The 14,238-nt window shown below is 43.7% G+C and carries 11 protein-coding genes; 2 read left to right on the top strand and 9 right to left on the bottom strand.

Annotated elements, in window-relative coordinates:
• The first annotated feature begins 160 nt into the window (after positions 1 to 160).
• On the top strand, positions 161 to 952 hold the full coding sequence (locus DK846_RS04340; protein ID WP_109967663.1) for a hypothetical protein: 792 nt from the start codon (positions 161 to 163) through the stop codon (positions 950 to 952).
• 301 nt (positions 953 to 1,253) lie between these two features.
• Here the strand turns inward: DK846_RS04340 and DK846_RS04335 are convergent, their stop codons facing one another.
• From DK846_RS04335 to DK846_RS04325, 3 genes are all read right to left on the bottom strand, one after another.
• A complete protein-coding gene (locus tag DK846_RS04335; RefSeq protein ID WP_109967662.1) occupies positions 1,254 to 1,970 on the bottom strand; it encodes a hypothetical protein in 717 nt (238 codons plus the stop codon).
• Between the two features lie 45 nt (positions 1,971 to 2,015).
• On the bottom strand, positions 2,016 to 5,261 hold the full coding sequence (locus tag DK846_RS04330; RefSeq protein WP_181391621.1) for a NosD domain-containing protein: 3,246 nt from the start codon (positions 5,259 to 5,261) through the stop codon (positions 2,016 to 2,018).
• Positions 5,262 to 5,392: 131 nt separating this feature from the next.
• Positions 5,393 to 6,778 (bottom strand): hypothetical protein, encoded by a 1,386-nt coding sequence (locus DK846_RS04325; protein WP_146201120.1) that lies wholly within the window; start codon positions 6,776 to 6,778, stop codon positions 5,393 to 5,395.
• A 225-nt stretch (positions 6,779 to 7,003) separates the two neighbouring features.
• Here DK846_RS04325 and DK846_RS04320 point away from each other — a divergent pair, with 225 nt between their 5' ends.
• The gene (locus tag DK846_RS04320; protein ID WP_181391620.1) at positions 7,004 to 8,335 is read left to right on the top strand and encodes a PKD domain-containing protein; all 1,332 of its coding nucleotides are present in this window, start codon (positions 7,004 to 7,006) and stop codon (positions 8,333 to 8,335) included.
• Positions 8,336 to 8,390: 55 nt separating this feature from the next.
• On the opposite strand, the gene comE is transcribed toward DK846_RS04320, so the two are convergent.
• From comE to DK846_RS04290, 6 genes are read right to left on the bottom strand one after another with little or no spacing between them, the layout of a single operon-like run.
• The gene (gene comE, locus DK846_RS04315; RefSeq protein ID WP_109967658.1) at positions 8,391 to 9,497 is read right to left on the bottom strand and encodes a sulfopyruvate decarboxylase subunit beta; all 1,107 of its coding nucleotides are present in this window, start codon (positions 9,495 to 9,497) and stop codon (positions 8,391 to 8,393) included.
• A complete protein-coding gene (locus DK846_RS04310; RefSeq protein WP_109967657.1) occupies positions 9,490 to 10,764 on the bottom strand; it encodes a cysteate synthase in 1,275 nt (424 codons plus the stop codon). Before DK846_RS04310 ends, comE begins: the two co-directional genes overlap by 8 nt.
• A complete protein-coding gene (locus tag DK846_RS04305) occupies positions 10,761 to 11,987 on the bottom strand; it encodes a methanogenesis marker 16 metalloprotein (RefSeq protein WP_109967656.1) in 1,227 nt (408 codons plus the stop codon). Before DK846_RS04305 ends, DK846_RS04310 begins: the two co-directional genes overlap by 4 nt.
• On the bottom strand, positions 11,984 to 12,679 hold the full coding sequence (locus DK846_RS04300; protein ID WP_109967655.1) for a (Fe-S)-binding protein: 696 nt from the start codon (positions 12,677 to 12,679) through the stop codon (positions 11,984 to 11,986). Before DK846_RS04300 ends, DK846_RS04305 begins: the two co-directional genes overlap by 4 nt.
• A gap of 1 nt (position 12,680) precedes the next feature.
• Positions 12,681 to 13,385 carry a GTP-binding protein gene (locus DK846_RS04295; protein WP_109967654.1) on the bottom strand — a complete coding sequence of 235 codons (705 nt, stop codon included), beginning with the start codon at positions 13,383 to 13,385 and terminating at the stop codon, positions 12,681 to 12,683.
• 1 nt (position 13,386) lies between these two features.
• On the bottom strand, positions 13,387 to 14,166 hold the full coding sequence (locus DK846_RS04290; RefSeq protein ID WP_109967653.1) for an ATP-binding cassette domain-containing protein: 780 nt from the start codon (positions 14,164 to 14,166) through the stop codon (positions 13,387 to 13,389).
• Positions 14,167 to 14,238: the final 72 nt, after the last annotated feature.

The raw sequence follows: 14,238 nt of genomic DNA, 5'->3' as shown, positions 1-14,238 counted from the left end.
CGCATGGTGTATTCTTCTGGACTTTTTTTAGGGCGATTTGAATGAGAATTTCGGTAATACGAATGAAGAGTCACTCCATCCAATCTCTGACATCTTCACCTAACATCTAAATACTATCCACCGGTATTATGCACTATTCGTATCTGTGGAGGGTTCATTGATGACAAAAAAACAGATGGTGATGATGCTTGCTGGCATCATCATCCTGATTTGTGCTGGTGCGGTTGTGACCGCATTTCCATTCAGCAATATTCCAGGTCTGACCGGCCTCGTTGCTTCAAGTACTTCAGACCCTGCAATAAGTTCGAGTCTCTCACTCTCAACGAGTACTCATATTGTTTCAACAGGTACATCTGATTCTTCTTCTGTTGGATCTTCCTCTGCCCAGTCGTCTGGATCGCTAAAAAATGAGATCCCTGAACAATGGCAACCGGGAGTTCGGGATGGAGTGTACTATGATCCACTCTCTAAAACATCGTGGGTATTTGACCGGATCCTGAAGAAATTTTATTCTCCTGATAAAGGCTGGCTTCTTATCGGTGAATACACAACGGGTGTAAACCCACGACTATTACGGCAGTACTACTATGATCCTGCTGAAGTGGTCTTTTATTCAATAAAAACCGGTGAAAAGATATCAATTAACCAGAATGGTGTTTATGATCCTGCCACTTTACAGACATCAATAACTCCAAAGCCGACTAGTAAACCGCAACAGACACCATCTCCTACGATATTCATGAGTCCGGAACCTGGCACTTCTGAAAGCAGTCAAAGCCAGGCAGCTGATCCCTGTCTCGTGCCATGCTCAGAATGTCCAGATGGGTTGTGCAGGGATTGTAACAAGAATGGAATCTGTGATGAGAGTGAGAAAGCAACACCCACACCAACTCCAACCGGAGGCATCAGCGAGGCAGCACAGTCAGGGATTCTGTATAAGAAAGATATTTGAATTTCTCATTTTATTCAATTTGATATCGTTTGTTTTCTTAATCTTGTAAAAACTATTTAATCAGAAAACTGGTTTCTATACTGCGCTATTTACCAGTTTAATTCTTGCTATACTCAGCGACAGAAACTCAAATTTTTAATATCTCTAATTTAGCACCTATTTAATCCTGAAACCCTTTATGTTTGAATAAGGGAGTTTCATTCATAATTTACTATGGCGTTGAGTATAGTAGTCTTTAAAATATGGATTTTAACAATGATTTTGATAGAGCTGATATAATATCTGATCTGTAAAAAAGAATTTAGGTGGTTTTGATTGGGTTGGTGTCAACCGGATTAGTCACCCGCTTATCAGAGATCTGGCTGGTATCAATGGTCCATTCAAGCTGTGGCATATCCTTGAGAACATCATCCTCTTCAGTAGTCAGGTTTGCTCTGACTTTAGTTCCGGTGAACGGTCCCCAGGTTCCGTCAGCATATGCAAAGATACCCGTCAAAGCAGTGCTGTTTTCGAATGTAATCTGAACAGCACCTGCCTGGTATGGTGGTCTGTATTCAGGTGCCTCCCACCAGAATCCATCCATAACCGGTGAACTGTTGGATGAGAAATTACCCTGCATGTATCCGTTGTTATCTTTCACCTTGTATGATGCACGGATGATGTCATCACCAGTTAGGCGAACTGTCAGGTTTCCAAGCAGATCTGTCTTCCATACTCCGGAAACATCAGCGATTTGGGTGCCATTAGCCCACCAGCCAGTCCAGAAATTTGACCGTGTGTATGAACTAAAATAATTCGAATATGCACCTCCAAACCAGTTCGGACCCCACCCCCCTCCTGATGAAGACGAATGGGATTCACTCTGCTGCTGGTAACATCCTCCTCCCCAGAAGTTCCAGTCGCATCCAGATGATGACTGATAACTGTCCTGCTGTGACCACCATGCGGCAGATGCTCCACTGGCAGTCAATACGATGAATATCATCGCAATTCCTAAACATACCCACAACCGTTTCATACCCGTTAATATCAGTATGTATATAAAAATGTATGTGTCTGATGATCAGACTCTTGTATGTGAAAAGGCATCATTCGCCTCGTTTTTCATTCCAAGCGCATCATATGCATTACCAAGATTTGTCCATGCAACTTCATATGAATTATCAATCTGAATGGCATTTTGGTATGCCTGAACCGCTCCTTGATAGTCTCCTGATAAGGAAAGGGCATATCCTTTGTTGTTCCAGGTGAATGCATTTCCAGGATCCAATTTCAATGCTTTGTCGTAATACAAAATGGCCTGGTTGAAATGATTTGCGCGTGTCTCAATATTTCCTGCCTTTACCCATGCATCTGTGAGTGAGGGATTGATGGTGACAGCCTGTAGGTAGAGTTCTAGTGCTTCATTACTTCTACCAGTTTTATCGATTGCAAATGCAAGGTTTACCAGACTATGCGTATCATTTTTATCGATGGTAAGTGCTTTCTGATATGCCTGAATTGCCTTATCATATTCGGTAAGATCAAGGAGGTAGATGTCGCCAAGGGTGTACCATAGAATGATTGAATCTGGGTAAAGATTCAAAGCCTTGTTTATTGTTGCTATGGCTTCATCACCCATCTTCATTTTGGAAAGGGAAAGAACTTTTAGTCTCCATGCCAGGAAGTTTGTCGGGTTCTTTTCGATTGCCTTGTCCATTATGACTGCGGTCTCTGCATATTTCCCTTTTCCAAAGAGGGTAAGTCCTTCGGTAACCAGATCCTCAACGTTTAAAGGTTTCGTCTGGGTTCCTGTATTTATTGGGCCTGAAGGGGTGACGGAGGGCCCTGAATATTTTAGGGGTAGTTCATCTATAATATCGGGTAAAACAACATAAGCAGCATCACACAACCCGTCTCCGTCAATATCGGAACAGGTCTGTGAATATCCCTTTCCATCAGATGATGCCCAGACATTCCCTCCTAAATAAGGTCCTCCAACTATGTTTGATCCTTCGGATTTTTTCCCGTTCCATGCATAGTTTGGCTTGCCACCCTCCTGGATATTTACATTATTTTCATTCTCAAGATAATTATCAGAGATTAGGTTTACTTTTTCAGGTGTGACACTGCCTGAAATGAGGATGCCTTCACCATTATTTCCCACAATCTTGTTCTGACTGATGATATTACGCCCTGATGGCTGGAACATGATCCCTGTGATCTTGTTCATGAAAATAGAATTACCGGTTATCGTATTCGTGTCTGAGTAATAGAGATTAATCCCTCTGAGATTTCCTGTCAGGTTATTTTCTGATATGATGTTTTCAGAACTCTCTTCCAGGTAAATCCCGGGTGGAGAGTTCTGCTCACAGGTGTTGTTTAGGATCGAATTCTTCAGAGAAGATTTCAGAACAATACCTCCATTTCCGTTCCCCGAACAGGTATTCTTCTCGATAGTATTTGTTGTGGAGCCTCCCCTGAGCAGGATTCCTTCCTGATGACTCAGGATTACTGAGTTCCCGGTGATTCTATTTCCCATAACACCGTCAAGAACCATTCCGACAAGGTTCTTCTTCAATTCGTTTGAACTTAGGACTGAGTCTGTGGTTCCTCCTTCTAATATAATACCATACTGGGCATTCCCGTTCATTGAACTCTTCCTGATCTCTGCCTGTGTTACACCCGAAAGGATCATTCCGATTGAGTTGTAAGGAAGACGACAGGTATCTATCACGAGGGCGTCTGTATTCCTGGCTTCAATCCCCAGGTAGGTTCCCATCACAGCAAGGTTTCTAATTGTGATATTTTTGAGCCTGCTCTTATCCGGTGATTCTATCACAATTCCCTGTTGCATGGGAGGAGTATCAAGTCCGAACTGTACTGCAAATCCTTCAATCTGGTGTCCGAATCCATCAAGTGTAACATCTGATGAGGAGATTCTAATAATTGTCCCTGAAGAATCAAGAATATCTGATCCAAGTGAATAATCTCCGGGATTCGTTATCTCAACCGAATGCGTGATTACCAATGGTGCTCCTTCCTCCTCTGTTGGTGTAGGGGTGGGAGACGGAGATTCTGTGACAGTTGATGAAGGAGTAGTTGTTGGAGTCTGATTACCAGTTATTGAGGCATTCAGTAGATAGTCATACATCTTCAATGCGTCAGGGAGGCCATAACCGTACACTGGATTCCATCCCTTCTGTCCGAATGGTGTTGCTGTCTCAAACATGGCCTCTTTTATATCTTTACCTGATGTCTTGGGAAAGAGACTCCATTCCAGGGCAAGAAGACCGGCAATATGAGGAGCAGCTGCGCTTGTACCTGTAAAGGGTGTTGAAAATCCTCCTGCTCCTGATACATCTACTGAGTTAATTCCGGTAATATCTGGTTTTTTACGCTCTTCAGATGATGGGTGAGCGATGGTAACTTCACCCTGGGAAGAAAATTTTTCTATGGTTGGTGTCATAATGGCAGGAACCGCTGCGACTGATATCACATCGTCAATAGCTGCCTGTCCGATTATTGAGTCTGAAGAGACCATGTATTCTTCTGGAATAGATACAAGGTTTTTATCAGTCTTCAGGATAAGTTCCAGAAGTTTGGGTTCTGCCTCATCTGCCTTTTTCACCCTTATCTCGGCATTTAATGGTTTGTCCCCGATGTACTGATAATATAACTTTTCAAGTGAGCGTTTTTCTCCGCTTTCTGTACGTTCACTTACCGCTATTTCTTCTCCTGTCTGCCGGTCATATAGATACAGACTATATGGATTTTCACGCTGCTCATAGGAGTCATCCCATTCAAGGATAGTTCCGAAAAATCCTCCAGACTTGATATCAATCGGAATTCCGGGTGATCCATTAAATGAGTTAAACCCTCCACCAGCATCGGTAAACATTCCCTGATAATGGAGTTGTCCATTGTTTCCGGCCGCAGATACGTAGAGAAGATCAGGGTGTTGAATAAGAATTTCTTTAAGATGTGCAGCACTTCGCCCGTCTTCGAAGTACGGAATCTCAAGAAGACCGACATCATCAACAATAATGTTACTGCCTACAGCTACAAGGCTGTCTATAGCCTCTGAAAAACTGAGATCATTGTCCCCGGAATCTGCGTAATAAAGTGTAGCATTTGGGGCAATATCATGGATAATCTCAAGCATTGCTGTCCCTTCATCCATCTTTCCTTTTTTAATGATATGAACTTCTGGAGGGAGATCTCCAGTCTTCTGGGCATCTTCAATATGTTTTACTCCGTTTGAAATGACACCAACCCGAATACCATCTCCATCTCCTCCGGTAAGGTTTCGAAGTTGACTTGTTTTCATGATCTCATCTCCGGCAGTAGTTACACTCCCAATGCCTGAAACCGGAGAGATAAGGCAGAAAATGCAAAAGATAAAAAAAATCGTTACGATTTTCGGTATTAATTTTGTTCCGGAAAACCGAAAAAAGATGTTCATGATGTCAAATCTCCGAGTTTAATATTTTCTATATCAGGATGTTTGACTGATGAAACAGAGATATTTGTTACAGGATTTATTTCTGAAGCGCTTATGTATTGTACTGTACAAAATCCCTGATTCTTTGATTTTTCATTAACTGACCAGGTTGACTTATCTGAATCTATGATCGTGTAGGTTCCTTTCTTTAAAATCTGTCCGGCTCCATCTGAATTGTCAGGAACAGCAGTCCATCTTGCATTAGGCACTCCTCCTTGTCCGTTTTCACCGGTTGCCTTCCATGGTCCGAAAATAGTTCCATCAGAACTCTTCAACCCGATCGTTCCGGGAACCGGCACACCTTGTCCATTATTCCAGTGATACGTGGAGATAGATAATATTTGAACATCAGTTTCAAAAGGAATCGCAGTTGGAGACGTGGGGTTGTTTGTAACGGTATCGGTGTTTTCGTTTGTCCATGTTAACCCCATCTTCATAGCAAGAATCGGAGCCTGAGCTGTCTCACTTAATCCTCCCTGCGAAGCAGGAGTCTGCGTCGGCTGAGGAATGACCTGGGGTGTTTCACTCTGTCCTCCCTGCTGACTGGTCACTTTTGCAATAGGCTGAACCAATCCCTGAGGGTTCTCGCTCTGTCCCCCTGTGGTACCGCTCCCGGATGTTGCTTCTACCTCGTCGCAGACCTGATTATGATTACAGTCATTACAGTACCCTTGAGGACAATCCTGACACGTGACCAGGCAGGTTCCATCAGTTCCTAATTTGGAAGGTGTATCACCGCCCTCTGCCTTATTAGTGACTTGAGGAACAGGAGTCTGCGTCTGGGTGGGTTTCACTGTTCTTGAGGGAGATGCTGTCTGTGTTGGCTGTATGATCTCCATGGTACTGGGATTGATGGACTCTCCGGTGTCAATGTCAATGAGGTTGACAGAATGTGGATCGTAATAATACTGGCCGATGATGCGTCCGGGTTGACTTTCTGAAAAGCGTGTGATCAAGTACCATCCTTTCTCTTTATTGGTGAATTTTCTGATGACAGGATCGTATCTCCAGTAAGTTCGTGAGACTGGATCGTAAAACATTCCCGTTTTTGTATCCTGTAGCCACCGCTCTGGTGGTTTCTCCTGAATATTTTGAGGTACCAATGAACTGGTCTGGGCAGCATTTTCACCAGATGGTGTATATGAGACAACTTTACTGGAAGAGATACCTGATATTGAACTACTTGACTGCGATATGGAGAGTGATGTAGTCGTATCAGATATGCTATTATGATCCAAAGGCAGTGAATTGATATCTTCTGTATATGCCAGAGCCGATCCGGTAATAAAAATGAGAAAAACTCCTATTACCTGTATTAGTTTTCTGATACATCCTGCTGTCATGCTTCCTCCCTTTTTGTGTGAGGAGGGGATATACGCAGATGAGTATTTAACAATAGCGACCACTGAAACAAGAAATCTGGTTTTGTTAATTTTTGAATTAATCTTTAATTATTAATGGTATTTTATAAATTGGCATCAATATTGTGATCTTTTTTGATTTGATATAAGATAGGTATAAATAGTTAACAAAATACTACTCACATATCTTCATGGATGGTGGTTTTGATGAACAGAAATTACAATTGGGGAGGATTGTTCATTATCATATTTGTTGTCCTGATCAGTATCGGAGGGGAGGTTTCTGCAATACATGCTCAGTTTGAGATGAATCCTGTTCAGGGACAGGTACCGCTGACAGTTTTTTTTATTGATACGACTCCAGGAAGCCCTATTGACTGGCGGTGGGATTTTGGTGATGGTTTCATTGGAGAAGGTAGGCAGATCATGCACACCTATCTTCAGCCTGGAGTATACACTGTTTCAATGACCGTTTCTGATGAGGCAGGTACTGATACCAGGACATTTCCAGATTCCATCCAGGTGTTGACAAATCCTTTCTTCTCACCGATGCCTACGATTTCTGGTATGAATCCATCCTTTATGGCAGACTTTAAGGTAAATAAACGTTCAGGAACTGCTCCAGTTCAGATCCAGTTTACTGATCTTTCAGAGGGAAATCCGACGACATGGTACTGGGATTTTGGTGATGGGAATTCTGCTTCAGAACAAAGCCCGGTTCATATCTATACAATGCCTGGAATATATTCGGTATCTCTCTCTATCAAGAAAGAAGGAAGTACAAGTTCAAAAGAAGAGAAGAACTTTATTACTGTTAATAAGGGACAGGCAACAGCTTCCATGAATACAGGTACTATTGTTCAGACGCGGGAATCTGCAATATCGCCTTCTGTTACTTCGACACAGACTAACGATAATGTGTCTCATACAGAATCATCAACTGTTGTACATTCAACCATAACTGATATACCATCATCACAGGATTCCATGAGTGATGAGAAGTATTCACTCCTGAATAGGCCATTAATTGATTATTATAACCAGACTCAGGCATTACTTACTACATCTCGTCTCGGTGAACCATCAGATCTTCTTACAGTTAGTACAACTCCCACCTCTGTAAAGACCGGTGAATTGTTCAGATCTACGATTTCAGGTAAATCTGGTGAGGATGTTTATATTTGGGTTGTTATTCCTGAAACCGGAACAGTTTTAGAAAACCCGATTATTCCGTTTTTTGCAAGGAACCAGACTGATATCATGAGAGATAACCCAACCGGACCGTATGAGATTGGATCTTATGTTCCTTCTGGTGAAGGGGGTGAAATCTCACTTAAATCTCTGATTCCTGTTGATCCGGTCTATCAGGGTACAGCCTCATACGGACTGGTACGGCTAAACGAAACTGGGAAGATATCTGTAATCTGGGATACAGCCGATACTATTCCAGGCAAATATTTCATCAGGACAGAGTCAAAAAATTCTGATACAATTTCATCTAATGTAAGGAGTGCAGCATCTTCAATAGTGGTAACCTGAATCTCTTCACCTTTAACTACCTTTCATTTGAATTTTTAAAAATGATTATTCAGAATTATCCTGCTGAAAACCGGTTTCTGATCTCGTGAGGAGTGTAAGAGATATTGGGAGCAGAACTATTCCCTGGTTCAATGATGACGTGAATAAACCTGGGTCCTTGAGTCTGATGATTCCATGCACTTGTGAGTTCATCTGCTGTATGCACCTTTTGAGTATGTGTAAAACCACTTGCCCGGGCAATGAGTTCTAAATCAATCGTCTGATATGCAGGGGAACACTGGTCACCGGTGCTGCCGTATACTCCATTATCCAGGCATACGATCGTCAGGTTATCAGGTTTTGTTTCAGATACCACTGGAAGAATGGCAGTTCCCAGCAGGCTTCCATCACCATCAAGAACAACGACCTTGTCTTTGGTTGCCAGTGCTACCCCAAGACCTATCGGTGACGCCTGGGTGTATGATCCAAGCATATAGAAATTTCTTTTCCGGTCCATGGCTGCATGAAGTTCTTTTGAGGGAACTCCGATATTTGAGATGACGTATTCATCATTGAGCAAAGATGCAATAGTCCTGATTGCATCGGCCCTTTTCATTTCCGGTTTTTTGAATAGCCCGGAATATGTCAGGTTTGTCTCTCTCTCACGTGACTTGAATTCACAGCGTTTTTCAGGAACTGACCCTTCCCACACCCGGGGTGATATCAGGGCAACATGAATCCCGCGATTGTTGTAAGCATCCTTGATTACATCCTGGATCTTAGGAATATCTGCAGGAGTGAGAATCAGAGTATAAGCGATATCATATAGTGTTAGAAGTTCTGGAATTTTTTCATTGAATGGAATCTGAGCTGCGATCTTTTCCTGGTAATATCCCCGCCAACTTGCTAAAATTGGGAGGGGCAGTCCATATAACGCGGGGAGAGTCATCAGGGCATTGAGTGAGTTTCCAAGTCCCGAACTTTGCATCTGCAGAACACTGCGGGCGTTCATGAGAGAAATCCCTGAGCAGATACCTACGCCATCTTCTTCCCGTGAGATAGTAACATACCTGAATTCATCTTCAAGGATCATACAGAGATCCTTTGTCCTGTCACAGGGAAGTGAAACTACAAATTCTATTCCCTCATTGTGCAGCAGTTCAGCAACCTGCTCTTCATACATACCTGCTCACCCATTCTCTGACTGAATTCATTAATTCTTCATTGTCTGTATTCTGATCAACTTCAAAATCCGGTGCGTGAATATGCATTGAAAGTTCTCTCTGGATTCTTTCATATCCTCCACCGGTTATTGCAAGGAGAATCTTTTCATCTGACTTGATAACTCCGGATTTCACTGCATTTATAAGTCCGCCCACACAGACCGCTGCAGCAGGGTCAAGATCAATTCCTTCAGTCTTTCTGAACAGATCACCTGCTTTTATAGCTTCATCAGTTGTCGCAGTAGTCATTATACCATTGGTTGCCACCAGAGCATCGTATACTCCGCCTGAAATTCCGTATGGAGGTGCCCGGTTGGTGAGTACATCAGCATGAACTTTTGAGATGGCATCTTCAGGATTTTTTATATCATCAAGAGTGATATCTCGTCTGCCCTCCTGAAATGCATGAACCATTGGAGTAAAAGGATCATTTTGTATCAAAAGTAAACGGGGAAGATCAGATCCAAACCTTCCATCTGCTACAAGTCTCATTGATGCCTCCCATGCTGCAATCCCTCCGGTTCCACTCCCAACAGCCTGAATGTACCAGTCAGGAAGATGCCTGATAGTCATAGCTCCTTCTAGCATCATAGTCCCCATTCCATCCCGGCGTGCAATATTTTTTGCTCCTCCCTCTGGATAAATCCCGGGAAGGGTACAAAGCTGATTCCCGAGATTGATAGCATCGGTATAATCGCCATCTACAGTGACAAGGAGTATATGTTCTGCTGGTGTACTTGTCCAGATTCGTTCCCTGGCTTTTGCAGGAACGACTATGATTACAGGTTTGGCAATTTTTGATGAAACTTCAGCAAAAGCCCGGCCGGTATTTCCTGCTGATGCAACCAGGATCACTCCTTTCGCCCGCTCAGCTAGTCGTACCATCGTGGGAAGTGCTTCAAATTCTTTGAATGATCCACTCGTAACATATGCCTGACGTTCAGGCCAGTACCCGGCAAATGCTATCCAGAGGTTATTCAAACCAAGCTCATTTGCAAGACCTGAACTCTGATAACAGATAGGAGCTGATTTTGTGGCAAGATGTCCTTTTACCGGGAGCCAGTCAGAATATCTAAACATTCCAGGAAGATCCCGGATTGTCAGCTGCCGTGCTGAGTATTCTGCTCTGATGAGAGCATTACATCTGGACGGGCAGGTTAACTGGTATGCATCATCAAACCTCGTACCGCAGATAGGACAGACCAGATGATAGGAGTCTGAATTCATATCTGAAACTCTCCTTTCAGGATCATCTCTTTAGCTTTTTGAGAGATCTTTTCCCCTCTCTGCCGGTCAGATTGTCGGAGCACGATCGGAACATCTCCTTCAGGTAAATCGAGAGTTCCTAAATTTCCTGTATACGCTTTGCCCTTGCAAAGATGCACACAGGTGCCGCAGGTGAAACAACGTGTATGATCTATCTCTCCTGAACCAGTAATCGCATGAACCGGGCAGATTTTTTCAGCCAGACAGGGGTCACAGTTGAGGCAGTTATTTGGATGATACCTGATCTCTCCCGCTGTTCCGGTCCAGACCCTGTCATATGAACTGCATGATACCTGTTGCCTGTTTGAGATATCCATCACTGGCATCGGGATGTCTGCGTCACGGATCATGAGTCCGGCGGTCACATTTTCATCAATGAGTGGGATGGCAGTTCCAATACTTGTCAGACATTCCGGTCCTGCAGAAGTGAGAAATCCGCCACAATAATCCGGATCCATCGAGGTCATTTCTCCATGAACTGCGATATTTGGACGTGCAACACTTGTACGTGTTCCCTGCCCAATGACAAACCCCATTCCACCATTTACCAGAAGTTGTGTGCCAGGAGTGAGAAACCGGAGTGATGGGTCATTTTCAATCGGGTTAATTTCGCCGCATCCTGAAACCGTTGCCTCCCTGCTCTTTCCTGCAAGAGGGAGGGTGGAGAAGATAGTCTTTTCAGGTTTATCTGATCTGTTGATAATTGCGGTATAATTTTTAAATGTACTCCGGGTTGTGAAAAGACGTGCATGAGGCAGATCATGTCCATGAACATCTGCCTGAAAATCTTTTTTTTCGGCAGTAACATCAACGTGAATCTCATGATTTGAGATGATATCCCTGAACAGATGTCCCCCGCCATATGATGAAGAAGCATGGGCAGTTCCATACACGATGAGGTCAACAAGTCCAAGCCGTTCATTCGGACATGGCCCTGGTATAGCAGGGACTCCGTTAAGTGCTACTTTGTCAGCACGGAGAAATGATCCCGGCGAGGCAACTGGAACTGAAAGAACTGCATAGGTCCCTGACATAACGCCGCAGGTTCCACAGGTAACCACATCAACGTCTTTAATTATTTTATCCTGTCCGCTTTCAGAGATCTGTTTCTTGAATTCACTCGCAGTAACAACAACGGCACTCTTATTCCTGATCCGCTCGCGGATCTCCTGAAGTCTGGTCATTGGATCCTGATATCCTCAACTCTTACATGGAGACCGGATTTCGTCCCCATAACCATGTTCACTACTCCGGTATGTCCGATATTCATCATGCAGAACCCAGGAAGAAACCTCATCCGTTTTCCAAAGACAGGTTCATTCAATGAGGGAACAGCAATTCCTTCAAATCCTATCATGTGATAGGCTTCCAGGTCTTTCACCTCCCGTCCTCGGGAGAAGGAGGGCCCTACCACATGACCAGTAATAAGACCTGATACTCTGCTTACAGAAATTACCTGTACGACATGTTGGACCGGACAACCTGCTCCCATCGGTCTGCCGGTTATGATGTCCCCAGGCTTTATGTCCCACCGTTCAACCATGTCAGGTCTGAATGGAAGCAGAAATTTTCGTGCGGACAACTCGCCCGGGAGTGGAATGAGAATAAAATCCAGTGTGTTTCCGAGTATGTCCTGTTCAGGTATCTGATCCAGATTTCTGGCTGGAGGTATATTTCCGGTATGTTGGTCGTGAGATCTGATATCTGATTGAGGTTCATAAAAAGGACAGTCTGTAAGTCTTCCATTACCTTCAGAAACCTCATTCATAAACGTTATGCATGAGTCATGTCCACACGCCCCACAATTCCGTCCTGGTGGAGCCCAGTTTGGTGTGAGTGGGACATTCTGAAGATCTTGATCTATGGATCCTGTCATGTTACTCACCTCTGAAAAGGTAATCAGCCCCGTCAAGTCTTCTGATGACACCAAAATGATTCTGCCAACCGATGGACGTTTTTCCAATGCAGACAGTACAGACCCCGAGTGGTGGAATTCCTCTGAGTGTGATAGCCTTGGAATCAGTAATTTCCGGGCCTTCACTTATTGCTCTGATAAGGAACCTAAGACCAGTTCCCTGAATGGCATTTGTTTCAACAATTTCTATACCCTGGCTGATGGATTTGATCTTCTCTCTGAATACCTCTTTTTCAGCCTGGGTAACAAGATCGATCCTTGTTACAACAGCGATATCAGCGAGGGCAATCATCGGTGCCATTTTGACAGGTGAATGAATACCAGATATTGCCGAAAGGACGACAATACCAAGTGACTGTGTTGTATATGGTGTGCATCTAAGACAAAGACCGGCACTTTCAACGATAAGATAGTCTGTTTTCTGATCAGAAGCCCAGGAGATGGCATCATCCATCACCATGATTCCGGCATGATCAGGACAGAGATCACCAGAATACACTTTTTTAGTTGGGATGCCAAACTCGGCTGCAAGTTCTTCATCCTCAGTAGCCACTACCACATCTATCTTGAGGTACGAGAACCTGAAATCGGGCATTGATCTGATGATCTGTTTGATTACTGAGGTCTTCCCAGTAGATGGGGGACCGGCAACTATTATTAACCTCATTTCAAGCCGGTACCGCTTTTGTAATCAGTTCGCCAGCTCTGATCATCTCACGTACACGGGCGATGGCCGCATCGTATGCAAGCATCTGTTTGAGTGCGGATTGCTCTAAGCCATTTGGAGTCAGCACTTTTGCAACAGCCCCATCCTGCATAACAATCCGTCTGTCAGAGAGAAGAGAGACCAGTGGATCGTGAGTGACAAAGAGAAGAGCTTTGTGATATCTGCGTAGGGCTTCAATTACCCGGTCTTTAAATATTCCTGCATTTTCAACCTCATCCAGTAGAATAATCGGGGTGTTTGAAATGAGGATGGCATCGGCCACCATCAGTGAACGGGTTTGTCCTCCGGATAACTGGGTCATTCTGACTTTTCTTTGGATAGGTTCACCTGTGAACTGATTTGCCAGAGAAATAGTGGTGTCAACAAGATCCTGACCCTGGTAACCCCGGGATTTGGTATGCATCAGGAGAAAATCTTCAACCGACAGGTCACAGAGACAACGGGTATTCTGAGTGATCATAGCAACCGGTTTTCTTGCCGGGTCTCTAATGAAATATTCCGGAGGAATTGCTCCGTTTATCAGGATTTTCCTGCCCGTAACAGTATCCCGGTTTGCAAATATTTCGATATCATTGATGAGAGCACTTTTTCCTGAGCCGGTTGGACCAACAATGGAGATAGTATCTCCTGGTTTTATACGGATCTCATCAAAACCTTCTGGAACTCCATTTCTATTCTTTCCGGAAAGGATAGTGATCTCATGAATAATATCTTCAGGCATGTACGGGAAGATAGAACAGGTAGAGATAAGATGTTTTTGTCGTCATAATGAAAAATGTTCCTTTTAGTACAA

The sequence above is a fragment of the Methanospirillum lacunae genome (assembly GCF_003173355.1).
GTDB lineage: Archaea > Halobacteriota > Methanomicrobia > Methanomicrobiales > Methanospirillaceae > Methanospirillum > Methanospirillum lacunae.
The sequence above is the reverse complement of the archived record's forward strand: the minus strand, read 5'-3'. Positions and strand labels throughout refer to the sequence as shown.